The sequence below is a fragment of the Cryobacterium cryoconiti genome (assembly GCF_004403065.1).
GTDB lineage: Bacteria > Actinomycetota > Actinomycetes > Actinomycetales > Microbacteriaceae > Cryobacterium > Cryobacterium cryoconiti.
In genome coordinates, this window is the sequence record NZ_SOHA01000001.1 from 1 (window position 1) to 23,830 (window position 23,830).

20 protein-coding genes and 1 rRNA gene are annotated in these 23,830 nt (G+C 69.4%); 19 read left to right on the forward strand and 2 right to left on the reverse strand.

All coding sequences use genetic code 11. The annotated features are described in order from the left end of the window. From rrf to xerD, 10 genes are all read left to right on the forward strand, one after another. Nucleotides 1–98: ribosomal RNA gene (gene rrf / locus E3T49_RS00005) — 5S ribosomal RNA — on the forward strand; the annotation flags it as partial. Between the two features lie 106 nt (nt 99–204). Next, a complete protein-coding gene (locus E3T49_RS16440) occupies nt 205–2,016 on the forward strand; it encodes a hypothetical protein (RefSeq protein WP_174722364.1) in 1,812 nt (603 codons plus the stop codon). After that, the gene (locus tag E3T49_RS00015; RefSeq protein WP_134422263.1) at nt 1,991–3,022 is read left to right on the forward strand and encodes an HAD-IIA family hydrolase; all 1,032 of its coding nucleotides are present in this window, start codon (nt 1,991–1,993) and stop codon (nt 3,020–3,022) included. Before E3T49_RS16440 ends, E3T49_RS00015 begins: the two co-directional genes overlap by 26 nt. A 10-nt stretch (nt 3,023–3,032) precedes the next feature. Continuing rightward, nucleotides 3,033–3,203: a hypothetical protein gene (locus E3T49_RS16010; RefSeq protein WP_166785417.1), complete on the forward strand. Its 171-nt coding sequence runs from the start codon at nt 3,033–3,035 to the stop codon at nt 3,201–3,203. An 86-nt stretch (nt 3,204–3,289) separates the two neighbouring features. After that, entirely contained in the window at nt 3,290–4,096 is an 807-nt protein-coding gene (locus E3T49_RS00020) for a TlyA family RNA methyltransferase (protein ID WP_134422542.1), read from the forward strand. Further along, nucleotides 4,093–5,010, forward strand: a complete 918-nt coding sequence (locus tag E3T49_RS00025; protein ID WP_134422265.1) for an NAD kinase — start codon at nt 4,093–4,095, stop codon at nt 5,008–5,010. Before E3T49_RS00020 ends, E3T49_RS00025 begins: the two co-directional genes overlap by 4 nt. A 9-nt stretch (nt 5,011–5,019) precedes the next feature. Next, on the forward strand, nt 5,020–6,717 hold the full coding sequence (recN, locus tag E3T49_RS00030) for a DNA repair protein RecN (protein ID WP_134422267.1): 1,698 nt from the start codon (nt 5,020–5,022) through the stop codon (nt 6,715–6,717). Nucleotides 6,718–6,728: 11 nt separating this feature from the next. Then, nucleotides 6,729–8,450 (forward strand): CTP synthase, encoded by a 1,722-nt coding sequence (locus E3T49_RS00035; RefSeq protein WP_134422269.1) that lies wholly within the window; start codon nt 6,729–6,731, stop codon nt 8,448–8,450. A 72-nt stretch (nt 8,451–8,522) separates the two neighbouring features. Then, complete coding sequence (locus E3T49_RS00040) at nt 8,523–9,146, forward strand: NUDIX domain-containing protein (RefSeq protein WP_241972565.1); 624 nt, start codon at nt 8,523–8,525, stop codon at nt 9,144–9,146. Between the two features lie 115 nt (nt 9,147–9,261). After that, nucleotides 9,262–10,290, forward strand: a complete 1,029-nt coding sequence (xerD, locus tag E3T49_RS00045; protein ID WP_277613072.1) for a site-specific tyrosine recombinase XerD — start codon at nt 9,262–9,264, stop codon at nt 10,288–10,290. Between the two features lie 782 nt (nt 10,291–11,072). Here the strand turns inward: xerD and E3T49_RS00050 are convergent. Beyond that, nucleotides 11,073–11,810, reverse strand: coding sequence for a PIG-L deacetylase family protein (locus E3T49_RS00050; RefSeq protein WP_134422271.1), 738 nt, complete (start codon nt 11,808–11,810; stop codon nt 11,073–11,075). Next, nucleotides 11,807–13,066, reverse strand: coding sequence for a glycosyltransferase (locus E3T49_RS00055; RefSeq protein ID WP_241972559.1), 1,260 nt, complete (start codon nt 13,064–13,066; stop codon nt 11,807–11,809). Before E3T49_RS00055 ends, E3T49_RS00050 begins: the two co-directional genes overlap by 4 nt. Nucleotides 13,067–13,251: 185 nt before the next feature. Between E3T49_RS00055 and E3T49_RS00060 the strand changes: the two genes are divergently transcribed. The 9 genes from E3T49_RS00060 (at nt 13,252) to E3T49_RS00100 (ending at nt 23,818) form a co-directional block, all read left to right on the forward strand. Then, nucleotides 13,252–14,139, forward strand: a complete 888-nt coding sequence (locus E3T49_RS00060) for a ParA family protein (protein WP_134422550.1) — start codon at nt 13,252–13,254, stop codon at nt 14,137–14,139. After that, nucleotides 14,123–14,932, forward strand: a complete 810-nt coding sequence (locus tag E3T49_RS00065) for a segregation and condensation protein A (protein WP_134422273.1) — start codon at nt 14,123–14,125, stop codon at nt 14,930–14,932. The genes E3T49_RS00060 and E3T49_RS00065 overlap by 17 nt, the downstream gene beginning before the upstream one ends. Beyond that, on the forward strand, nt 14,922–15,575 hold the full coding sequence (gene scpB, locus E3T49_RS00070) for an SMC-Scp complex subunit ScpB (protein ID WP_134422275.1): 654 nt from the start codon (nt 14,922–14,924) through the stop codon (nt 15,573–15,575). Before E3T49_RS00065 ends, scpB begins: the two co-directional genes overlap by 11 nt. After that, nucleotides 15,572–16,369: a pseudouridine synthase gene (locus E3T49_RS00075; protein WP_134422277.1), complete on the forward strand. Its 798-nt coding sequence runs from the start codon at nt 15,572–15,574 to the stop codon at nt 16,367–16,369. Before scpB ends, E3T49_RS00075 begins: the two co-directional genes overlap by 4 nt. A gap of 14 nt (nt 16,370–16,383) precedes the next feature. After that, a complete protein-coding gene (locus E3T49_RS00080; protein WP_134422279.1) occupies nt 16,384–17,466 on the forward strand; it encodes a prephenate dehydrogenase in 1,083 nt (360 codons plus the stop codon). Between the two features lie 2 nt (nt 17,467–17,468). Beyond that, nucleotides 17,469–18,155 (forward strand): (d)CMP kinase, encoded by a 687-nt coding sequence (cmk, locus tag E3T49_RS00085; RefSeq protein ID WP_134422281.1) that lies wholly within the window; start codon nt 17,469–17,471, stop codon nt 18,153–18,155. Next, nucleotides 18,152–19,669, forward strand: a complete 1,518-nt coding sequence (gene der / locus E3T49_RS00090; protein ID WP_134422283.1) for a ribosome biogenesis GTPase Der — start codon at nt 18,152–18,154, stop codon at nt 19,667–19,669. The genes cmk and der overlap by 4 nt, the downstream gene beginning before the upstream one ends. Nucleotides 19,670–19,934: 265 nt before the next feature. Then, nucleotides 19,935–22,250, forward strand: a complete 2,316-nt coding sequence (locus E3T49_RS00095; RefSeq protein ID WP_134422285.1) for a glycosyltransferase family 2 protein — start codon at nt 19,935–19,937, stop codon at nt 22,248–22,250. Beyond that, nucleotides 22,247–23,818 carry a chitinase gene (locus E3T49_RS00100; RefSeq protein WP_198414190.1) on the forward strand — a complete coding sequence of 524 codons (1,572 nt, stop codon included), beginning with the start codon at nt 22,247–22,249 and terminating at the stop codon, nt 23,816–23,818. The genes E3T49_RS00095 and E3T49_RS00100 overlap by 4 nt, the downstream gene beginning before the upstream one ends. Nucleotides 23,819–23,830: the final 12 nt, after the last annotated feature.

The window sequence follows — 23,830 nt, forward strand, 5'->3', positions numbered from 1 at the left end:
GGGAAACGCCCGGTCACATTCCGAACCCGGAAGCTAAGACTCTCTGCGCCGATGGTACTGCAGGGGGGACCCTGTGGGAGAGTAGGACACCGCCGGACTAAACTTGAAACACACAAAATGGCCACCTCAAGGGGTGGCCATTTTGCGTTAAGTTACGCTGGACAAGCCGGTCGTCATGACAGGCCAAATTACACAGGAGACACAGTGAGCCCTTCAGGAACGAACGACAACGAATCACGCGACGGCGGACGAGGCGAACGTCGTTCCAACGGGGGTTACCAGGGTCGGTCGGACCGCCCCCAGCAGGGTGGTGACCGTGCCCCGCACCGGGGCAACTCGGACCGTCCGCAGCGTGATGGCGAGCGTCCTCCCTACCGCGGCAACTCTGAGCGCCCCTCCAACGGTGGAGAGCGTGCGCCTTACCGTGGCAACTCCGATCGCCCGTCCACCGGTGGATACCGCGGCAACTCCGAGCGTCCCTCCAATGGGGGAGAGCGTCCTCCGTACCGCGGCAACTCCGAGCGTCCGCAGCGTGACGGGGAGCGTCCTCCGTACCGTGGCAACTCCGACCGTCCCTCCACCGGTGGCTACCGTGGAAACAACGACCGTCCGCAGCAGGGTGGCGAGCGTCCTCCGTACCGCGGCAACTCCGAGCGTCCTCAGCGTGATGGTGAGCGTCCTCCGTACCGCGGCAACTCGGACCGTCCGCAGCAGGGCGGCGACCGTCCTCCCTACCGTGGCAATTCCGATCGCCCCTCCAGTGGCGGCGCCGAGCGCAAGCCGTGGGCCAAGGACGGCGAACGTGCTCCGTATCGTGGCAATTCCGAGCGTCCGCAGCAGGGCGGCGACCGTCCTCCCTACCGTGGCAATTCCGATCGCCCCTCCAGTGGCGGCGCCGAGCGCAAGCCGTGGGCCAAGGACGGCGACCGCCCCCAGCGCAACGATCGCCCCCAGCAGGGTGGCGACAAGCCCTGGACCCAGCGCGGCGGTTCACCGAACCGGGCCGGCGCCCCGCGCGGAGACGCCGGGAAGAAGCTGTGGACCCGCGACGGGGCACCGGCCCGCGGTGACCGCGATGCCCGTGTCGTCGAAGAGGAGATGACCGAAGAGCAGCGCATGCAGCGCGAGCTGCGTTCGGTGCGCCCCCGCCACGACGACCCCGAGCTGCCCGACGACATTACGTCGCAGGACCTCGACCGGATCGCCCGCAACGAGCTCAAGACCCTCAGCAAGGACAACGCCGAGGCCGTCGGCCGTCACCTGGCCATGGCTGCCCGGGTCATCGACGAGGACCCCGAGCTGGCTCACCGCCATGTCATGAGCGCCGCACGACGCGCCGGCCGGATCGCCGTTGTGCGTGAGAGCCTCGCCATCACCGCATACGCCACGGGCGACTTCGCCCTGGCGCTGCGGGAACTGCGCACCTACCGTCGCATCTCCGGTTCCAACGATCAGCTTGCGCTGATGGTGGACAGTGAGCGCGGCGTGGGCCGCCCCGACCGGGCGCTCGAGCTGGGACGCTCCGTCGAGCGGGCCTCGCTGCCTGCATCCGTTCAGGTGGCCCTCGCGATCGCCATGTCCGGCGCCCGTCTGGACCTCGGCGAGACCGAGGCGGCCCTCAGCGAACTCGAGATCCCGCAGCTGAACCCGAAGACCGCGTTCTCCTACAGCGCCGAACTGTTCGCCGCCTACGCCGAGGTTCTCGGCGAGCTGGGCCGCGAGGACGAGGCCGACCTGTGGAACGAGCGGGCCGAACGGGCCGACGCCGCGGTGTCGGGCGTGACCGCGTTCGACGAGACCATGGAGATCCTCGAGATCGACGAGGAAGAATCAGACGACGACGACGACGCGACTGACGTCTCGGACGAAGAGTTCGCGGACGAGTCCGACGAGATCGACGAGTCCGACGAGGACACCGACTCCGAGGACACCGACTCCGAGGACACCGACTCCGAGAACACCGACTCCACCGACGACGAGGCGGAGCACGATGCTGAGGCGTCGCCGCGTGCGTGAGCCGGTCACCCCGCTAACCGGCGTCGACGTGGTGCTGGCCGACCTGGACGGCGTGGTCTACGCCGGTCCGGCGGCCATCCCGTTCGCGGTCGACAGTCTGAACCGCGCGGCTGAAACCGTGCGCGTGGGCTACCTCACCAACAACGCATCGCGCACCGACCAGTCCGTGGCGGACCACCTCTCCGACCTGGGCCTGCACACGGTGGCGACGGATGTCGTGACCTCGCCCCAGGCCGCCGTGCACCTGCTCGCGAACGAGGTGCCGGCCGGTTCGCGCATCCTCGTGATCGGCGGCGAAGGTCTGCTGAACGAGGTCGAGAAGGGTGGCTTCGTCGTCACCCGCTCGGCCGACGACGCTCCGGCCGCCGTGATCCAGGGCTTCTCGCCCGACCTCGGCTGGAAGGATCTGGCCGAGGCCGCGTTCGCCCTGCACCCGAACCAGGACGGCGTGGAGATCCCGTGGATCGCCACGAACACCGACTGGACCATCCCGGTGGCCCGGGGGATCGCCCCCGGCAACGGCACGCTCGTCTCGGCCGTGCACATCGCCGTGGGACGCCTGCCCATCGTGGCCGGCAAGCCCGAGGTGGCCATCTTCACCGAGGCCGTGACCCGGTTCGGCGCCCAGGCGCCGCTGTTCATCGGCGACCGCCTCGACACCGACATCCTGGGCGCGAACCGGGCCGGCATCCCGTCCGCCCTCGTGCTCACCGGTATCGACAAGGCCAAGCAGACCCTGGCCGCCGATGCCAAGTCGCGGCCGACGTTCATCCTCGACGACCTGCGCCAACTGCACGAGCCCTACCCCGAGACGGTGTTCTCCAAGGACGGCTCCTCCGCCACGGTCAGTGGGGCCACGGTGCGCATCGTGGGTGCCGACGTCGAGGTCGTGGCCGACGGCGACGGGGCGATCAACCTGCTGCGCGCCGCCTGCGCCGTGATCTGGGCATCCGGTCGACCCATCTACGGGCTGAATGTTCCGGAGCGACTGTATCTCGGACGGTAACGTGGAGAGGGTGAATCAGCCCCAGGTGACGACGCACGACGAAACCCCCGATCTTCTCTCGCGGCTGGCCGCGATCGAAGGCCGGCCGCTCGAGGAACGCGCGGCAGCCTACGTGCAGGAGCACGACCGGCTGCAGCGCGATCTCGAAGGCGGAGACGTACCCCGGGTGGGCCGGTCATGACGGGTTCCGACGGAACCCCGCTGGATGCCCCGGAGAGCAGCGTGCCCGACGCCAGCCCCACCGATCCCAGCGTCACCGGCGACCGGATGCCCGACCAGCGCCTCGACTCGGCCCTCGCCGAGCGCGGGCTGGCCCGGTCGCGCACCGTCGCCGCGCAGCTGATTGTGGCCGGACTGGTCACGGTCGACGGCGTGCCCGTGGTCAAGGCATCCGCCAAGGTGCGCCTCACCCAGGTGATCGAGGTGGCGGCCACCGACCACTACGTCAGCCGCGGCGCCCACAAACTCATCGCAGCGCTCGACGCCTTCGCCATTCCGGTCGACGGGCGCACGGTGCTCGATGCCGGCGCGTCCACGGGCGGCTTCAGCCAGGTGCTGCTCGAACGCGGCGCCGGCCAGGTCATCGCGGTCGATGTCGGGCATGGGCAGTTGGCACCCCAGCTGGCGAGCGAGCCGCGGCTCGTGCTGGTCGAGGGCTTCAACCTGCGCTACGCCACGGCCGAGAAGATCGCCGCGGCCTCCGGCGTTCCGCAGCGGGCCGACCTGGTCGTCGGAGACCTCTCCTTCATCTCACTGACCACCGTGTTGCCGGCCCTGGCGGCGACGGCAGCCGAGGGCGCCGACTTCGTGCTGCTGATCAAACCGCAATTCGAAGTCGGGAAGGGCAGCATCCGTGAGGGTGTCGTGCACGATCCGGGTCTGCGCGCCGATGCGATCGCCGGTGTTCTCTGGGCCGCCTGGGACCTCGGCCTCAAGACCAACGGCCTGATCGCGTCGCCCATCGCCGGCGGCGCCGGAAATCGCGAATACCTGTGCTGGCTGTCGAGCGCGGTCGGCAGCAATCCGACAGAATGGATCGAACGCACGACAGCACTGGTGGGAGTGACGAAATGAGCGCACCGCGCAACATCCTTGTCGTCGCGCACACAGGTCGCACGGATTCCCTCGAAGCCGCCGTCACCGTCTGCCAGCAGCTGCTCGCCGCGGGCGCCGTGCCGGTGCTGGCCCGCACCGAGCGCGCCGACCTGCTCGCGCACTGCCCGCACCTCGACGACCAGCTGGCGATCCTGCACGAGACCGTGGCCACCACCGAGCTCGAGCTCGTGATCGTGCTCGGCGGCGACGGCACCATCCTGCGCGCCGCCGAGATCGTGCGCGGCTGCTCCGCGCCACTCCTCGGCATCAACCTCGGCCACGTCGGGTTCCTCGCCGAGAGCGAGCGCGACGACCTGGGCGAGGCGGTGCGCCGCGCCCTGCTGCGCGACTACCTGGTCGAAGAGCGCATGGCCCTGGCCGTGCGGGTCAAACTCGGCGACGACGTCATCTATGAGACCTGGGCTCTGAACGAGGCCACGGTCGAGAAATCCAGCCGCGAACGGATGCTCGAAGTCGTCATCGAGGTCGACGGCCGCCCGCTGTCCTCCTTCGGTTGCGACGGGGTGGTCATGTCCACGCCCACAGGCTCCACCGCCTACGCGTTCTCCGGCGGCGGCCCGATCGTCTGGCCGACGCTCGACGCGCTGCTGCTCGTGCCGCTCAGCGCCCACGCCCTCTTCGCCCGCCCGCTCGTCGTCGGCCCGGACTCCTCGCTGGCCGTGGAGGTCCTCGCCCGCACCGGGGGGGCCGCCGTGCTCTGCGCCGACGGCCGTCGCGTGCACGACCTGCCGCCCGGATCGCGCGTGATCGTGCGCCGCTCGCCCGTTCCCGTGCGCCTGGCCCGCCTGCACAGCGGCCCGTTCACCGACCGCCTGGTCAACAAATTCAACCTGCCCGTCACGGGCTGGAGAGGCCCGGTCGGGCGTGAATAGGCGTTTCGCATGATCGAGGAACTCGTCATCCGCGACCTCGGCGTCATTGCCGAGGCCACCCTGCCGCTCGGTCCCGGCTTCACCGCCGTCACGGGCGAGACCGGCGCCGGCAAGACCATGGTGGTCACCGCGCTCGGCCTGCTGCTCGGTGAGCGTGCCGACCCGGGCCTGGTCCGCCAGGGACAGCCGAAGAGCTCGGTCGAGGGTCGCTGGCTGATCCCCGCCGACGGCACCGTCGCCGGTCGCGTGCGCGACGCCGGGGGAGACCTCGACGGACCCGAACTCATCCTCAGCCGGTCGGTGTCCGCGGAGGGACGCAGCCGGGCCGTGGTCGGCGGACGCAGCGCCCCCGCCAGCGTGCTCAGCGACCTCGGCGGCGACCTCGTGGTCGTGCACGGCCAGTCCGACCAGGTGCGACTGCGCACATCCGTCGCCCAGCGCGCCGCGCTCGACCGGTTCGCCGGTCCGCCGCTCGCCGAGACCCTCGCCCTGTTCCAGGAGGCGTACCACCGCTGGCAGGGCCACCAGGCCGACCTGGACCGACTCGTCGACGAGCAGGAGCAGCGCACCCGCGAGGCCGGGGAGCTGCGCACCGCCATCGACGAGATCGAGCTGGTCGCCCCGCAGCGCGGCGAAGACGAGGCGCTCGGCGAACGCGCCGAACGCCTCGGCAACCTCGAGGAGCTGCGCGTCGCCGCCGCCCAGGCCCGGGAATTCCTCTCCGCCGAGGAGAACCTCGACGACCTGCCCGACGCCGTGGCCCTGCTCGACTCCGCCCGGCGTCAGCTCGAACGGGCCGGCGAGCACGACCCGGCCCTGCCGCCCCTCGCCGAGGCTCTCGCGAACGCCGGTTTCCTGGTCGCCGACATCGCCGCCCAGCTCTCCAGCTACCTGGCCGGGCTCGACGCCGACGGTGCCCGCGAACTCGAGGTCGTGCAGGAGCGCCGCGCCGCACTCACCGGTCTGGCCCGCAAGTACGCGGGCGGCATCGACGAGGCCATCGACTTCCTCGACACCGGCAGCGCCCGCCTGCTCGAACTCGACAGCGACTCCGACCGCATCGACACGCTCCGGGGTGAAACGGATGCCGCGCGCCAGTCGACCGACGACCTCGCCGACCGGCTCACCGGCATCCGCCTGGCTGCCGCGGAGGCCCTCGGAACGGCCGTGACCGCCGAACTGGCGGCCCTGGCGATGCCGAACGCATCGCTCGTGGTGGAGGTCGACGGCCGCGCCGAGATCACCGCCACCGGACGCGACACCGTGAAGATCCTGCTGCGCCCGCACGCAGGGTCGGAGCCGCGCAGCCTGGCGCGCGGCGCCTCCGGGGGCGAACTGTCCCGGGTGATGCTCGCGATCGAGGTCGTCATCAACGCGACCGACCCCGTGCCGACGTTCGTCTTCGACGAGGTCGACGCGGGCGTGGGCGGTGCCGCGGCCATCGAGATCGGCCGCCGGCTCGCCCGGCTGGCCGAAACCGCCCAGGTGATCGTGGTCACCCACCTCGCCCAGGTCGCCGCGTTCGCCGGCAACCACCTCAGCGTCGTCAAGGACAGTGACGGCTCCGTCACCGCCAGCAGTGTGCGCCAGCTGCACGGCGACGAGCGCGCCGCCGAGATGGCACGACTTCTCTCCGGCCTGCCCGATTCCGCGAGCGGACTCGAACACGCCCGGGAGCTCATGAACCTCGCTCGCACCAACCGTTAGGTCAGCCCTCAATGCTAGAGTCGAAGCCCGTGGTGGAAAATAAAAGCACGGACGAATCAGTACGCAACGACACGACGCGGCACATCTTTGTGACCGGTGGTGTCGTCTCTTCTCTGGGCAAGGGCCTGACGGCGGCAAGCCTCGGCAACCTGCTCACGGCCAGCGGTCTCCGCGTGGTCATGCAGAAGCTCGACCCCTACCTCAACGTGGACCCGGGCACGATGAACCCGTTCCAGCACGGCGAGGTCTTCGTGACCGACGACGGCGCCGAGACCGACCTGGACATCGGGCACTACGAGCGGTTCCTCGACATCAACCTCAACCAGGCCGCGAACGTCACGACCGGCCAGGTCTACTCGCAGGTGATCGCCCGGGAACGCCGCGGCGAGTACCTCGGCGACACCGTGCAGGTCATCCCGCACATCACCGACGAGATCAAGCGCCGCATGCGCCTGCAGGCCAGCGACGCGCTGCGCCCCGACGTGATCATCTCGGAGATCGGCGGCACGGTCGGCGACATCGAGTCCCAGCCGTTCCTCGAGGCGGCACGCCAGGTGCGCCACGAACTCGGCCGCAACAACGTCTTCTTCGTTCACGTGTCGCTGGTGCCGTTCCTCGGTGCCGCGGGGGAGCAGAAGACCAAGCCCACCCAGCACTCCGTCGCCGCCCTGCGTTCCATCGGCATCCAGCCGGATGCGCTCGTGCTGCGCAGCGACCGGCCCGTCTCCGACTCGAACAAGCGCAAGATCGCGCTGATGTGCGACGTCGACGAAGACGCCGTGGTCAACGCGGTCGACGTGCCCAGCATCTACGAGATCCCCACCATGCTGCACGACCAGGGCCTCGACAAATACATCACCGACCACCTCGACCTGCCCGTCACCAGCGTCGACTGGACCGGCTGGCAGAAGGTGCTCGACGCCGTGCGCGAGCCCAAGCACACCGTCACCATCGGCCTGGTCGGCAAGTACATCGACCTGCCCGACGCCTACCTGTCCGTCACCGAGGCGCTGCGCGCCGGCGGGTTCGCCAACCAGACCAAGGTCAACATCACCTGGATCGGCTCCGACGACTGCGAGACCGAGGAGGGCGCGACCCGCCTGCTCGGCGAGCTCGACGGCATCTGCGTTCCCGGCGGCTTCGGCGTGCGCGGCATCGAGGGCAAGCTCGGCGCCCTCAAGTTCGCCCGCGAGAACGGCATCCCCGTGCTCGGCCTGTGCCTCGGCCTGCAGTGCATGGTCATCGAATACGCCCGCAACAAGGCCGGCCTCGCCGGCGCATCCTCGTCGGAGTTCGACGAGGAGACCGAGTTCCCGGTGATCGCGACCATGGAAGAGCAGGTCGAGATCATCGCCGGCGGCGACCTGGGCGGCACCATGCGCCTCGGCCTCTACCCGGCCGCACTGGCCGAGGGATCCATCGTGGCCGAGCTGTACGGCGCCCCCGAGGCGTCCGAGCGTCACCGTCACCGCTACGAGGTCAACAACGCGTTCCGCGGTCAGATCGCGGATGCCGGCATGTGGTTCTCCGGCACCTCGCCCGACTCCCACCTGGTCGAGTACGTCGAGCTGAAGCGCGACGAGCACCCGTTCTACGTGGGAACGCAGGCGCACCCGGAGCTGCGCAGCCGGCCCAGCCACGCGCATCCGTTGTTCCGCGGCCTGATCAGCGCCGCCCTGGACCGCCAGCAGGCCAGCCGCCTGTTCGAGGTCGAAGCCAAGGAAGAAGCCTGAGTCGTGACTGACGCCAGCGTGACCGCCTCGAACGTGACCGCCGAGAAGTCCGGCGAATCGGCCTCCGCCCCGCTGGCGGATGAGCCGGCCTTCGCGGCGGTCTCGGCCAGCGCGATCGTGTTCGACGGCAAGGTCTGGGATGTGCGCCGCGACACCTTCGGGTACAACGGCTCCGGCATCATGCGGGAGTACCTGGACCACCCGGGCGCCGTCGCGATCCTCGCCCTCGACGAGCAGGACCGGGTGCTCTTGATCAAGCAGTACCGGCACCCCGTGCGCACGCGCGACTGGGAGCTGCCGGCCGGTTTGCTCGACGAAGACGGCGAACACCCGCTCGTCGGTGCGCAACGGGAGCTGGCCGAAGAGGCCGACCTCGTCGCCACCGAGTGGAATGTGCTCGGCGAGTTCGCCACCTCGCCCGGCGGCTCCAACGAGGTCATCCGCATTTACCTGGCCCGCGGTCTCGCCGCGGCCGCGGACGTCTTCGAGCGCACCGAGGAGGAAGCCGACATCGAGGTGCGCTGGGTACCGCTCGACGACTGCGTCGACGCCGTGCTCGCCCGCCGGGTGCAGAACCCGTCGCTGGTGATCGGCGTGCTCGCCGCCCAGGCCGCCCGCGCACGCGGGTGGAGCACCCTCGGCGCAGCGGACGAGCCGTGGCCGCGGCATCCGGTCAATTGGGACCACACGGTGTGACCGGTTGGCCTCGCCTAACGATGTGAGCGGTGCGGGGGACGGTTCCGGCGTCGAAGTCGGCGTTGCCGCGGGCAGTCGCGTGCCGCCTGTCGGCGTTGTGCCGCCTGTCGGCGTTGTGCCGCCTGTCGGCGTGCCGCCTGTCGGGCCGGCCGTCGCGGCGGCCGTGGACTCGTATCTGCGCCACGTGGCGATTGAGCGTGGGTTGAGCACCAACACGGTGTCCGCCTACCGGCGCGACCTGGCCATCTACAGTCGTTGGCTCGGGGCCGAGCGCCTGACCGGCCTGGCCGAGGTGACCAGCCGGCACATCTCCGAATATGTGCGGTACCTCGGTTCCCGCGAGGAGTCGCCGCTGACGCCGGCGTCGATCGCGCGCATCCTCTCGACCGTTCGCGGGTTCCACCGGTTCCTGCTGGAGGAGGGCGTGGTCGAAACGGATGTCGCGCACGAGTCGAAGCCTCCGAAGCTCGGCACCCGGCTGCCCAAGGCCATCTCGATCGAGCAGGTGACCCGGCTGCTGGCGGCGACGGACGGCGACGAGGTGGCGAACCTGCGCGACAAGGCGCTGCTGGAGTTGCTCTACGCCACGGGAGCCCGCGTCTCGGAGGTGGTCAACCTCAACGTGGATGACGTGCTCGATCCCGAGGTGGTGCGTCTGACCGGCAAGGGCGACAAGCAGCGCATCGTGCCGGTGGGCAGCTACGCGCGCACGGCCATCGACACGTTCCTCGTGCGGGGGAGACCCCTGCTCTCGGCGCGCGGTCCGGCGACGCCGGCCCTGTTCCTGGGTCTGCGCGGCAAGCGGCTGAGCCGGCAGAACGCGTGGCTGATCATCCGGGCCGCCGCCGAAAGAGCCGGACTCGAGGGGCACGTGTCGCCGCACACGCTGCGGCACTCGTTCGCCACGCACCTGCTCGAGGGTGGGGCCGATGTGCGCGTGGTGCAGGAGCTGCTCGGTCACTCATCGGTGGCCACCACCCAGATCTACACCCTCGTCACCGCGGACACCCTCCGCGACATGTACACGACGGCGCACCCCCGAGCCCGGGTCGCCCGCCCTGCGCCGCTGGTCGGGCCGCCCGCGGTGGTCGAGCCGCCCGCGGTGGTCGAGCCGCCCGCGGTGGTCGAGCCTGTCGATGGTTGAGCCTGTCGGTGGTTGAGCCTGTCGGTGGTTGAGCCTGTCGAAACCCGGTGACCTGCCCCCTTCCGTTGGTTGACCCGGTCGGTGGTTGAGCCTGTCGAAACCCGGTGACTCGGCCTCCGAGCCCCGCCCCCAGACATCCGTCACCAAGGCCGTCCTTGCATAACTCCTGCAATTTGAGAGAGGCACCGTAATCGCCCGCGTGTTTCCGGGGGTTCCGGTGCCGATCCTGAGAATTTGCAGGAGTTATGCACGTTCGGTGCTCGTTTTAGGAATGCCAGCCTGCAGCTGCCCAGCGAGCCGTCCAGCCGGATCCGCCCGCGGCCATGGCGGCGCCCGATCGGTGGTTGAGCCTGTTGAGACACGGTGACCTGACCCGCAATGCCGCGTGACTGTTCCCGTTTCGGACAACTGTTGCCCGTGTGCCGGCAACAGTTGTCCGGAACGGGAACATTAGCGGTCGGGAGCCGGCGCGCCGCCCGCGCGCCGCCCGCCGCCCACGGGCATCCGTCGCGTTGCTAACTTCGGAGATTCTCGCAACACGCCGTTCGTGCAGCGACGAAATGCGGCGTGTCGCGCTTTTCTCCGAAGTTACGTGACGGATGCCGCGAGCGCCCCGTTCGCGGCCGGTGCGGCCCCCATCGGTGGTTGAGCCTGCCGAAACCCGGTGACCCGGCCCGCGAACGCGCCTGACTGTTCCCGTTCCGGACAATTGTTGCCCGTGTGCCGGCAACAGTTGTCCGGACCGGGAACAATCGCGGCGGGGTCACCGGTTCAGGTCGGCCTCAGAGCAGCCGCAACCCCACCGCGGTGATGATCGGTTCGCGCTGCCCTCCGGAATGCACGATGTGCGCGCCGTCGACGGTGAGCTGGCTCGCGTGGCAGCGCAGGGCATCCGTCACCGTGGCGAGGTACTCCGACAGGTCGAACCACTCCGCACCGTCAACCATCGAGTGCACGACCTCGGCGAACGCGACCCGGGCCGTGCGACTGGCCGCCAGCGCCGCCTCGTGCATGCGCACGTGATCCGGATGCCCGTACCCGCCGCCGTTGTCGTAGCTGATCACCAGCGCCGGCCGAAGTCCCGCCATCAGGGCGGCCACATCCGCCGTCACCTCGGCCAGCGGCGCCCGCACCAGAGCGTCGTCGTCGATGTCGGCGGCTGGCCCGGCCAGGCCGGGGCGGATCCAGGTCATGCCCGAATCCCGGTAGGCGCGCGGTGAGAGGCCACGAGCGCGAGCGGGCGCGGCCCCCAGCCAGAACCGGTCTCCGGCTGCGATGCCGAGGGCCGCTGTGGCGCCCGCGAGTTCCCGTTCGCGTTCGCGGGTGAGCGCCTCCGTGCCCTCGAGCACCGACAGCGGCCCGGTCACAACCTCACCCTGCTCGCCGCGCGTGGCGGTCAGCAGCGACACGCGGATGCCGCGGGCCACCAGCTCCGCGATCAGCGCACCCGTCGCGATGGTTTCGTCATCGGGGTGGGCGTGCACGAACAGAACGGTGGGAACCCCGTCGAGCAGGCTCACGCGCGCAGCAGTGAGGGGCTGCGGTCGCCGGCCCCGGGCCGCACCAACGAGCGGTAGACCGTGACGAGGCCGTCGGCCGATCGCGGCCAGTCCAGGTGCTCGGCCCGCTCGCGCGCGGCCAGCGACAGGCGCCGGGCGAACGCGGGGTTCGAGAGGATCTGGGTGAGCGCCCCGGCCCAGACCTGCGGGTCGCGCGAGTCGACTACCACGCCGGTGTCGCCGTCGAGCACCGCTTCGCGCAGTCCGCCGGCCGCCGCGGCCACCACGGGCACGCCGCTCGCGGCCGCTTCGAGGGCCACGAGCCCGTAGGTCTCGGAGTGTGAGGGCACGAGAACGATCCGGGCTCCGCTGAGCAGCAGGGCCAGGTCCACGCGGGACTGCGGCCCCACGAATCGCACGCTGCGCTCGATCCCATGCCGGGCCGCGAGGGCCCGCAGCTCGTCGATGTAGCCGTCGTAGTCGGCCGACGCGTCGCCGGCGATCACGAGTTCGGGCCGGATCGCCTCGGGCACGGCCGCGATCGCCTCAATGGCCAGGTCGAGACCCTTCAGCGGCTGCAGGCGGCCGGCGACGACGGCGTAGCCACGGATGTCCCGCGGCCCCGCCGCGTAGTCCCGCGGCTCGGCCGGCAACAGGTCCGTCGGCCGGAACAGGATCCCGTCGACACCGGGCAGAACGATCGTGATGCGCTCGGGCGAACCGCCGAGCCGCTGCACGATGGTGTGCGCCTCGGCCTCGCTGATGGCGACCAGGGCGTCCGACTCCTGGGCGAGCCATTCCTCGCCGGCCATCCGGCCGGGGGACTCGGGGCGCTCGCCCGCCGACAGCGGCGTGGACGGGTCGGCCGCGATGCTGTGGAAGCTCTGCACGTGCGGAACGCCGCGGCGGCGGGCGAGCGGCAGCGCGGCCATCCCGGAGAACCAGTGGTGCGAGTGGATGACGTCGTAGGGTCCGAGGGCATCCATCTGCAGTCGGAAGGCGTCGATGAAGTTCTCGTGGTCGCCCTTGGGCACGGGCCGAGCCGGGCCGGCGTCGAGGAAGCGGAGCGTCACCCCGGGGCTCAGCTGCTCCGTTTCCGACAGGGGGGAGGACCGCCGGGTGAGGATTTCGACGTGGTGGCCGGCGGCGGCGAGAGCCTCGGCCTGGTGGCGCACGACCACGTTCATGCCTCCGGCGTCACCCGAGCCAGGCTCAGCGCCCGGCGAAGTGTGCAGGCAGACGAGAGCGATCCGGAGGGGTGTGATGAGGAGAGGCACTTCAAAATCTTAACTCACGACCCTGTGACCGACCCCGTTCCGTCCCATCCAGCGGATGACACGCCCGATTCCCGCCGGATTCAGGCCGCAGACCGGCGATTTTCGGCGATCCGTGCCGCACCTTGCCCGATCCGATCGCTACAGTGGACACAGTGACAGGTGTAAGACGGATCGAGGACATCTCAGTGGCGCGCAAGCAAGATGACCGGACGCGACTTCCCGGTTTAGACGAGGTACCGGTCGGTGTGACCGGCCGCCCCAAGCGTGACTTCGACGAGCCCCCGGTTCTGCCCGGCCACGGCCCGGCGCGCATCATCTCGCTGTGCAACCAGAAGGGCGGCGTCGGCAAGACGACGACCACCATCAACCTGGGTGCCGCCCTCGCCGGCTACGGCCGTCGCGTGCTGGCCATCGACTTCGACCCGCAGGGCGCCCTGTCCGCCGGTCTCGGTGTGCCTACCCACGATGTGACCACCATCTACGACCTGCTGCTCAGCGGCTCGGTCAACCCCTCCGACGCCATCCAGAAGACCTCGGTGCACAACCTCGACATCATCCCGGCGAACATCGACCTGTCCGCCGCGGAGGTGCACCTGGTCAACGAGGTCGCCCGCGAGCAGATCCTGGCCCGTGTGCTGCGCAAGGTGTCCGGCGACTACGACGTCATCCTGATCGACTGCCAGCCGTCGCTGGGCATCCTCACCGTCAACGCCCTCACGGCCAGCCACGGCGTGCTGATCCCGCTCGAGTGCGAGTTCTTCGCCCTGCGCGGGGTGGCGCTTCTGATCGAGACCATCGACAAGGTGCGCGACCGGCTCAACCCGGCCATCGAACTCGACGGCATCCTGGCCACCATGTTCGACTCCCGTACGCTGCACTCCCGCGAGGTGCTCGAGCGGGTCGTGGACGCGTTCGGCGACAGCGTGCTCGAAACGGTCATCGGCCGCACGGTCAAATTCCCCGACGCGAGCGTCGCGGGCATCCCGATCACCGAGTTCGCGCCCGAGCACGCGGCGGCCAAGGCCTACAAGCAGGCGGCGCGGGAACTGATCCAGCGTGGCGCCGTCGCCTGACGCGGCCGCACCGAAGTCGTTCTCGGTTGCCCTCGGCAACTTCGAGGGGCCGTTCGACCTGCTCCTGTCCCTGATCGGCAAGCACGAACTCGACATCACCGAGATCTCGCTCAGCCGCGTCACCGACGAATTCATCGCCTACCTGCGCGGCCTCGACCACGACGAGGAGCTCGACCAGGCCACCGAGTTCCTGGTGGTCGCGGCCACCCTGCTCGACCTCAAGGTGGTCGGGCTGCTGCCGCAGGGTGAACTCGTCGACGCGGAGGACGTGGCCCTGCTCGAGGCCCGCGACCTGCTGTTCGCCCGGCTGCTGCAGTACCGCGCCTTCAAGAGCGCGAGCGCCTGGTTCCAACAGAGGCTCGACACCGAGTCCACCCGGCACGTGCGGGCGGTGCGGCTGGAGGAGAAGTTCCGCCGAAAGACGCCCGAACTGGTCTGGACCCTGTCCCTCGGCGACTTCGCCGCCCTGGCCGCCCTCGCCCTCACTCCGCGTGAGCTGCCCCGCGTGGGGCTCGAGCACCTGCATGCGCCGCTGGTCAGCATCCGTGAGCAGGCAGCCTACGTGGTGCGGATGCTGCGCGGCGGCGACACCCTCACGTTCCGCGAGCTGATCGTGGGGGCCGAGGAGAAGGGCGTCGTGATCGCCCGTTTCCTGGCCGTGCTCGAGCTCTACCGCCTCGGCGCCCTCTCTTTCGACCAGCTCGTGCCGCTCGGCGACCTCAGCCTGCACTGGAGTGCCGAGAACTGGTCCGACGACACCCTCGCCAACCTCGGAGCCGACTATGAACAGTGACACAGCGACCGCGACAGCGACCGCGGCAGTGAACGCACAGAACGCACAGAACGCAGAGAACACAGTGAACGACGAGGGCGCGGATGCCCGCCGCCTCCCGCTCGAACGCACCCTCGAGGCCATCCTGATGGTCGCCGACGAGCCGCAAGGGCTGCTGCAGCTCGCGGCCGCGGTCGATGCCACGCTGGCCGAGACGCGGGCATCCGTCGCCCGGCTCGTGGCCGACTTCGACGGGCTCGCCGGCACCGTGCGCCGCGGCTTCGAGCTGCGTGAGGTGGCCGGCGGCTGGCGCATCTACGTGCGGCCCGAACACGATGTGACGGTGGCCGACTTCGTGGTGACGCAGAACCCGAGCCGGCTCTCGCAGGCGGCGCTGGAAACCCTCGCCGTGATCGCGTACAAGCAACCGATCAGCCGCGGGGCTGTAGCCTCGATTCGTGCCGTAAATGTGGATTCGGTCGTGCGCACGCTGCTCGGCCGCGGTCTGATCACCGAAGCGTTCACCGACAGTGAGACCGGTGCGATCAATTACGGCACCACAGACCTTCTGCTAGCCCAGCTCGGAATCAACTCGCTCGACGAGTTGCCCTACCTATCGCCGTTGCTCAATGACGGCGCGAACGGATTTGAGGAACTGCCATGACGAACGACAACCAGGGGATTCAGGGGACACCCACCAACCCCGAGGCCGCCGCCGACGGCGTGCGCCTGCAGAAGGTCATGGCCTCCGCGGGCGTCGCCTCGCGGCGCGTGTCCGAAGAGATGATCGCCGCCGGCCGCGTGCGCGTGAACGGCAAGGTCGTCACCGAGCTGGGCCGCCGCATCCACCCGGACTCCGACCTGATCATGGTCGACAACGTGGCCGTGCAGCTGGACACCAGCCGCCGTTACGTGATGCTGAACAAGCCCGTCGGCGTGGTCTCGTCGATGCAGGACGAGAGCGGACGCCCCGACCTGCGCGAGTTCACCGACCAGTTCGAGGAGCGCCTGTTCAACGTGGGCCGCCTCGACGCGATGACGAGCGGCCTGCTGATCCTGACCAACGACGGCGATCTCGCGCATGTGCTCGCGCATCCGTCGTTCGGGGTTCTGAAGACCTACATCGCCAAGGTCGAGGGCCGCGTGTCGCCGCAGACCATCCAGCTGCTGCAGAACGGTATCGAGCTGGACGACGGCCCCATCTCCGCCGACAAGGCGCGCCTCCTGACCAGCCCTCCCGGCGACGGTTTCAGCCTGGTCGAGCTCACCCTGCACTCCGGCCGCAACCGCATCGTGCGCCGCATGATGGAGGCCGTCGGCCACCCCGTCGTCGACCTCGTGCGCCGCCAGTTCGGCCCGCTGCACCTCGGCACGCTGCGCGTGGGCGATGTGCGCGACCTGACCAAGGCGGAACTCGGCCAGCTGCTCACGGTGTCGCGGGCCGAAACGAAGATCTAGTCCAGGAGCTCCACGTGGTTGAATCTCGCCTGATCGGGCCCGTGCGCGTCGTGGGTGCCGGCCTGCTCGGCACCAGCATCGGCCTGGGCCTTCGCGCGCGCGGCATCGACGTCATCCTCGCCGACGCGTCGCCGACCAACCTCAGCATCGCCGTCGACTACGGCGCCGGCCGGGCCGGGCGACCCGGTGATGCGCCCCAGCTGATCGTGGTCTGCGTGCCGCCCGATGTGACGGCCGAGATCGTCGCGCGCGAGCTGGCTGCCTTCCCGCAGGCGATCGTGACGGATGTCGCGAGCGTCAAGCTGGCCCCGCTGCAGGAGCTCCGAATGATGGGGGCCGACGTGTCCCGCTACATCGGCGGTCACCCGCTGGCCGGCCGCGAACGCGGGGGACCGCTCTCCGGCCGCGCCGACCTGTTCGTCGGCCGCCCCTGGGTGGTTGCCGCGCACGACGCGATCAGCTACCAGCAGGCCACCGCGATCGACGACCTCATCCTCGACCTGGGCGCGACCCTGGTGGAGATGAGCCCGGAGGAGCACGACCGCGGCGTCGCGTTGATCTCTCACGTGCCGCAGGTCGTCTCCACGATCATGGCCCGCCGGTTGACGGATGCCCCCGGCTCGGCCCTGAACCTCGCCGGGCAGGGTCTGCGCGACGTGACCCGCGTCGCCGCGAGCGACCCGGATCTGTGGGTGCAGATCCTCGGCGCGAACGCCGAACCCGTGCGGGACATCCTGCTGGCCTACCGTGACGACCTCGACCGGTTCATCGACGCGCTCGCCGACCCGGCCGCGCCCGGAGCACGGCGCAAGGTGGCCGAGGAACTCACCGGCGGCAACGCCGGGGTGGCCCGCCTGCCCGGCAAGCACGGCCAGGACCGCCGCTACGCCTCGTTCATCGTGATGATCGACGACCGGCCCGGCCAGATCGCCCGGCTGCTGCACGAGATCGGCGAGCTGAACGTGAACATGGAAGACCTGCGCCTGGAGCACTCTCCGGGCGCCCAAATCGGCTTGGCCGAAATTTCTGTACTCCCTGAGGCCGTAGGTCGCCTCACCGAAGAGCTGGCCGCCCGCGGCTGGCGGATTGCTGGTTAATCATGGGTCGTCACTCAAGCCCCCACATCGTCGCGATCGACGGACCGGCCGGCAGCGGCAAGTCCAGCGTCAGCCGCGCCGCCGCCCGCCGCATCGGCTTCGACTACCTCGACACGGGCGCTGCCTACCGGGCCTTCGCCTGGTTCGTCAGCGACCGGGGGATCGACACCGAGAACACCGACGCCGTCGTGGCCGCCCTGGGCGACTTCGACTACTCCATCGGCATCGCCCCCGACGAGCACGTCGTGCGGGTCGGTGAAACGGATGTCACCGACGCGATCCGCGATCCCGCCGTCTCCGCCCTCGTCTCCTCCGTGGCCCGCATCCCGGAGGTGCGCACGCACCTCACCGAGCTGTTCCGCAGCATCGCGGCGAGCTCCCAGCGCACCGGAATCGTGATCGAAGGCCGGGACATCACCACCGTGGTGGCCCCCACCGCGGAGATCCGTATACTGCTCACGGCTTCCGAGGAGGCTAGAATGGCTAGGCGCTCTGCGGAAATATCGACCCAATCGGCTGAAACCGTGGCGGAACAGATGCGATCGAGGGATCGCGCTGACTCACAGGTAGTCGAATTCATGAGCGCCGCAGACGGTGTGACCACCGTCGACTCCACCCATCTCGACTTCGAACAGACCATTGACGCGGTCCTCGACGTCATCAATACATACCGCGAGGCCATCGCATGACCAACAACAACGACTTCGACGACACGATCCCCGACCTCGACTCCGAGCTGGTAACGCGCTTGGACGACCTCGATGACGATCTGGTGACGCAACGCGCCGCCGCGCTTCGCACCGGGCTCAATGAGTACGATCTCGCCGACGAGGACTTCGACGTTCTCGACTCGGTGACGGAAGACCCCGACGCCATCCAGTACCTGCCGGCCCTGCCGGTCATCGCCATCGTCGGCCGCCCGAACGTGGGCAAGTCGGCACTCGTGAACCGCATCCTCGGCCGCCGCGAGGCCGTCGTGGAGGACACCCCCGGGGTGACCCGCGACCGCGTGACCTACAAGGGTGAATGGCACGAACGCCGCTTCAGCCTCGTCGACACCGGCGGCTGGGAGCCCGACGCCAAGGGCATCGACGCCTCCGTCGCCGCCCAGGCCGAACTGGCCATCGAACTCTGCGACGTCGTCATGTTCGTCGTCGATGCCAACGTGGGTCCCACCTCCACCGACGAAGCCGTCGTGCGTCTGCTGCGCAAGGCCGGCAAGCCCGTCTTCCTCGTCGCCAACAAGGTCGACGACATCCGCCAGGAGCCGGAAGCCGCGAGCCTGTGGGCGCTCGGCCTCGGCCAGCCCTGGCCCGTCTCGGCCCTGCACGGCCGCGGCGTCGCCGACCTGCTCGACGCGATCCTCGAGGAACTGCCCGAGATCTCCGCCGTCGCCAAGCAGGAAGTCGGCGGACCGCGCCGCGTCGCGATCCTCGGCCGCCCGAACGTGGGCAAGTCGAGCCTTCTGAACAAGGTCGTCGGCGAGGAGCGCGTTGTCGTCAACGAGCTCGCCGGCACCACGCGCGACCCGGTCGACGAGCAGGTCGAGCTCGGCGGCAGGGTATGGCGCTTCGTCGACACGGCCGGCATCCGTCGTCGCGTGCACCTCTCCCAGGGCGCCGACTTCTACGCGTCGCTGCGCACCAGCGCCGCCCTCGAAAAGGCCGAAGTGGCCGTGGTCCTGATCGACGTGACCGAGGTGATCAGCGAGCAGGACGTGCGCGTGATCGACCTGGTGCTCGAATCAGGTCGCGCCCTCGTGCTGGCCTTCAACAAATGGGACCAGATCGACGACGACCGTCGCCGCTACCTGGAACGTGAGATCGAGCAGGACCTGGCGCACGTCTCCTGGGCCCCGCGCGTGAACATCTCGGCCAAGACCGGCCGCCACATGGAGAAGCTCGTTCCGGCCCTCGAGACCGCTCTCGAAGCCTGGGACACCCGCATCGCCACCGGCAAGTTCAACGCGTTCCTCGCCGAGCTGGCCGCGTCGCACCCGCACCCCGTGCGCAGCGGCAAGCAGCCCCGCATCCTGTTCGGCACCCAGGCGTCGAGCCGCCCGCCGACCTTCGTCATCTTCACCACCGGGTTCCTCGACCCGGGCTACCGTCGCTACATCCAGCGTCGCCTGCGCGAGGTGTACGGCTTCGAGGGAAGCCCGATCAACATCAGCATGCGCGTGCGCGAGAAGCGCAAGCGCTAGGCAGCCGCTCAACACCAGACCCCGGACAGGCGTGGAACTCCACACCCCCCGTTCGGGGTCTTTGGTTTGTCCGGGGGCGCGTCTAAATTTATCGTGAGTCAATTTCAGAGACTCCCACAGCAGTCCCAGCCCGCATGCCCGACGGCACTGGACCCGAAATCCGCTTCGCCCGAACACTCCGGGACCTCTCCCGACGACCCGCCGATTCGCCAGACCCGATATCTCGCGAATCGATTCAATCCCTGGCCCTAACCGAGGATTCTCCATGCTCACGAAGCCGAAAACTTCGCCTGCCCGCAAACGTCAATTCGGTGCCGAACGCAGCACCACACCCCTCCCGATCGTGCATGACCGGCCCAGTGACGCCAAGATCACCTGGGGTCGTGTGGCCATCCTGGTCACCGTTCTCGCCTGGATCGTCTACCTGGTGTACACGATCATCCGTGAGTTCCTGAACAACGGAACGCAGAGTTTTCGGTTCACCACCGAGGCCATCTCCTATGTGGTCGTCGTCACGTGCCTCACCTTTTCCGCGCTGATGTACCTGATCATGCGTCAGGGTGCCCTGCGCCGGTTCCGGGACCACGTGCGTGTGCCCCGCGCCGAGCTGGACAGCCACTTCGCCGTGAATCAGGGATCGATGACCGTGCTGGTGCCCTCCTACAGCGAGGAGCCCGGCGTCGTGCGCGGCACCCTGTGGTCGGCCGCCCTGCAGGAATACCCGTCGCTGCGGGTGGTGCTGCTCCTGGACGACCCGCCTCACCCGGCCGACCCGGCCGTCGCCGCGCAGCTCGCGGTGTCCCGGGCGATCGCCCAGGGCATTGCCGACGCGCTCGAGGAGCCGCGGTCCCGCTTTGCGAACGAGCTGCTGATCTGCGAGCTCGAACTGGCGGCGAACCCGGAGGTGAGCGCCGACGCCGTGCGCGAGCTCGCCGGCAACTACCGCTGGGCCGTCTCCTGGCTCGACCGGATGGCCGCCGCGGAGACCGTGGCCGACCACGTGGACACGTTCTTCGTGGAGCAGGTGCTCGGTGGGCTCGCCGCCGAACTGGCCATCACCGCCACGGCCCTGCACGCCGCGGCCGACGAGAACACGGCCCCCACCGGGCAGCGGATGCTGGAACTGCACCGCCGTCTGGTCTGGACCTTCTCGGCCGACCTGGCCACCTTCGAGCGCAAGCGCTACGCCTCCCTGTCGCATGAGGCCAACAAGGCCATGAACCTCAACGCCTACATCGGGTTGATGGGCGGCTCGTACCGCAGTGAGGACACCCCGGCCGGTACCGTTCTGCGGCCGCTGACCGGCCGGGACGCCGCCGGCGCCGACGTCGTCGTGCCCGACAGCGACTACCTGCTCACCCTGGACGCCGATTCGCTGCTGCTGCGCGACTACTGCCTGCGCCTGGTCTACTTCCTCGAGCAGCCCGACAACGCCCGCGTCGCGGTGACGCAGACCCCGTACTCGTCGTTCCGCGGTGCGCCCACCCGCATCGAACGTCTCGCCGGGGCGACCACCGATATTCAGCACATCCTGCACCAGGGCATGTCGTTCTACGGCGCCGCCTTCTGGGTGGGAGCCAACGCCGTCATCCGCAAGCGGGCGATGGAGGACATCGTCGAGGTCGAGACCGTCGGCGGCTTCGAGGTGCGCCGCTACGTGCAGGACCGCACCGTGATCGAGGACACCGAATCGAGCATCGACCTCGGCACCCACGGCTGGACCCTTGCCAACTACCCCGAACGGCTCAGCTACAGCGCCACGCCACCGGACTTCGGTTCGTTGATCGTGCAGCGTCGCCGCTGGGCGAACGGCGGGTTGCTGATCCTGCCCAAGCTGTGGCGCCAGGTGCGCGAGCGCAAGCGTCAGGGGCACCCGGTGCCGCTGACCGAGCTGTTCCTGCGCATCAACTACATGACCTCGATCACCTGGGCCAGCTTCGGCCTGGTGTTCCTGCTGGCCTACCCCTACGACAGCAAGCTGCTCAGCCCCGTCGTGGTGCTCGCCGCCCTGCCGTACTTCCTGGCCATGGGCAGCGACCTGCGCTACTGCGGCTACAAGTTCAGCGACATCTTCCGCATCTACGGGTTCAACCTGGTGCTGCTGCCGGTGAACCTCGCCGGTGTGCTCAAATCGCTCGAGCAGGCGCTGACGAGCAAGAAGATCCCCTTCGCCCGCACCCCGAAGGTGAAGAACCGCACCGCCGCTCCGCTCCTGTTCGTGCTGGCGCCCTACTTGATCGTCGCGTTCTCGGCGCTCACCCTGTGGCGTGACCTGCTCGCCGAGAACTGGGGCAACGCGGCGTTCGCGGCGTTCAACGCGGTGTTCGCGCTGGCGGCGATCCTGGCCAACATCGGCCTGTGGAGCTCCGTCGTCGACGTGTGGCTGGGCCTGACCCAGTGGATGTACGTGGACCGCAAGCCGCGGGCATCCGCCGAGCAGGCGACCGCCGGTCGACCGGATGCCGCGCTGGGCTGGCGTGCGGTGATCTACCATGGGTATGCGCCGGGCGAGGTTCCCTCGGGGGTGCGGTCGGCATCCGATGCCGGCGCTGACCTGCACAGCATTCGGAGCCGTTCATGAGCGCAGCGACCGCGAAGGCCCACTCGACCGGACGTTCGCGCCGGCTGTCCCCGTTGCGGGTGCTGCTGTCGATGGTGCTCGTGGCCATCCTCAGTGTCAGCGGCTATTTCGGCTTCCAGCTGTGGAGCAGCGCCCAGGCGGCCGACGCCTACGAGCCCTGGTTCGCCGGCTACACCGACCTGACCGCCACCCCCGTGTACAACTTCGAGACGCCCGATTCCGAGGCCGGGCGCGACGTGGTCTTGTCGTTCATCGTGGCCGATAAGACGGATGCCTGCACGCCCACCTGGGGTACCTACTACACCCTGGACGGAGCGGCGGAGGGGCTCGACCTCGACCGGCGTCTCGCCCGGGCCGAGCAGCTCGGCGGGCAGGTCGTGGTCTCGTTCGGCGGGTTGCTGAACGACGAACTGTCGACCGGCTGCACCGACCCGGCCCAGCTGGTCGAGGCGTACACCGCGGTGATCGACCGCTACGAGGTGACCACGATCGATCTGGACATCGAGGGTGGCAACCTGACCGACACCGCGGCTGGTGAGCGCCGGGCCGCTGCCATGGCGACCCTGCAGGAGAAGCGCAGCGCGGCCGGCCAGGACCTGGCCGTGTGGCTCACCCTGCCCGTGTCTCCGGCCGGGATGACCGCCGACGGCGCGGCATCCGTCAGCCAGATGCTCGAAGCAGGTGTGGATCTGGCCGGCGTGAACCTGATGACGATGGACTACGGCGCCAGCCGGGCCGACGGCGACAGCATGGCTGAGGCGTCGATTCAGGCGTTGCAGGCCGCGCACAAGCAGTTGGGCGGGCTCTACAAGCTGGCCGGCATCGACCTCACCGCGGCCACGCTGTGGACGAAGATCGGTGCCACGCCGATGATCGGCCAGAACGATGTGGAGGGGGAGATCTTCAGCCTGAAGGACGCCGCCGAGTTCAGTGCGTTCGCGCAGGAGACCCGGATCGGGCGCATGTCGTTGTGGTCGCTCAACCGCGACCAGACCTGCGGCTCGAACTATGTCGACCTCAAGCGGGTGTCGAACTCGTGCAGTGGCGTCGACCAGGGTGACACCCGGTTCGCCGACGTGCTCGCGAAGGGCTTCGACGGCCGCCCCGAGGCCGGGGCGTCAGCCCAGACGACGGATGAGGCGGACCTGATCGGTGACCTGACCGATGACCCGGCGACGAGCCCGTACCCGATCTGGGCCGAGGAGTCGTCGTACCTCGCCGAGACCAAGGTGGTCTGGCACCGCAATGTGTACCAGGCCAAGTGGTGGACGCGCGGCGACCTGCCCGACAATCCCGTGCTGAACTCGTGGGAGACGCCGTGGACGCTGATCGGGCCGGTGCTGCCGGGGGAGAAGCCGTTCGAGGCGGCCACCCTGCCGGCTGACACCTACCCTGCCTGGGACGGGGCCGCCACCTACGAGAAGGGTGCGCGCATCCTGATGGACGGTGTGCCCTTCGAGGCCAAGTGGTGGAACCAGGCCGAGAGTCCCGAGGCAGCCTCGTCGAACCCCGACGGTTCCCCGTGGACCCCGCTCACCGCGACGGAGATCGCCGCCCTACTGAAGTGACCCGTCCCGGTC

Excerpts from the sequence above, each read along its gene's own strand:
- der (WP_134422283.1), top strand. The coding sequence starts at position 18,152 with ATGACCAACAACAACGACTTCGACGACACGATCCCCGACCTCGACTCC.
- E3T49_RS00035 (WP_134422269.1), top strand. The coding sequence starts at position 6,729 with ATGCTAGAGTCGAAGCCCGTGGTGGAAAATAAAAGCACGGACGAATCA.
- E3T49_RS00025 (WP_134422265.1), top strand. The coding sequence starts at position 4,093 with ATGAGCGCACCGCGCAACATCCTTGTCGTCGCGCACACAGGTCGCACG.
- E3T49_RS00020 (WP_134422542.1), top strand. The coding sequence starts at position 3,290 with ATGCCCGACCAGCGCCTCGACTCGGCCCTCGCCGAGCGCGGGCTGGCC.
- E3T49_RS00015 (WP_134422263.1), top strand. The coding sequence starts at position 1,991 with ATGCTGAGGCGTCGCCGCGTGCGTGAGCCGGTCACCCCGCTAACCGGC.
- E3T49_RS00095 (WP_134422285.1), top strand. The coding sequence starts at position 19,935 with ATGCTCACGAAGCCGAAAACTTCGCCTGCCCGCAAACGTCAATTCGGT.
- E3T49_RS00100 (WP_198414190.1), top strand. The coding sequence starts at position 22,247 with ATGAGCGCAGCGACCGCGAAGGCCCACTCGACCGGACGTTCGCGCCGG.
- E3T49_RS00075 (WP_134422277.1), top strand. The coding sequence starts at position 15,572 with ATGACGAACGACAACCAGGGGATTCAGGGGACACCCACCAACCCCGAG.
- recN (WP_134422267.1), top strand. The coding sequence starts at position 5,020 with ATGATCGAGGAACTCGTCATCCGCGACCTCGGCGTCATTGCCGAGGCC.
- cmk (WP_134422281.1), top strand. The coding sequence starts at position 17,469 with ATGGGTCGTCACTCAAGCCCCCACATCGTCGCGATCGACGGACCGGCC.
- scpB (WP_134422275.1), top strand. The coding sequence starts at position 14,922 with ATGAACAGTGACACAGCGACCGCGACAGCGACCGCGGCAGTGAACGCA.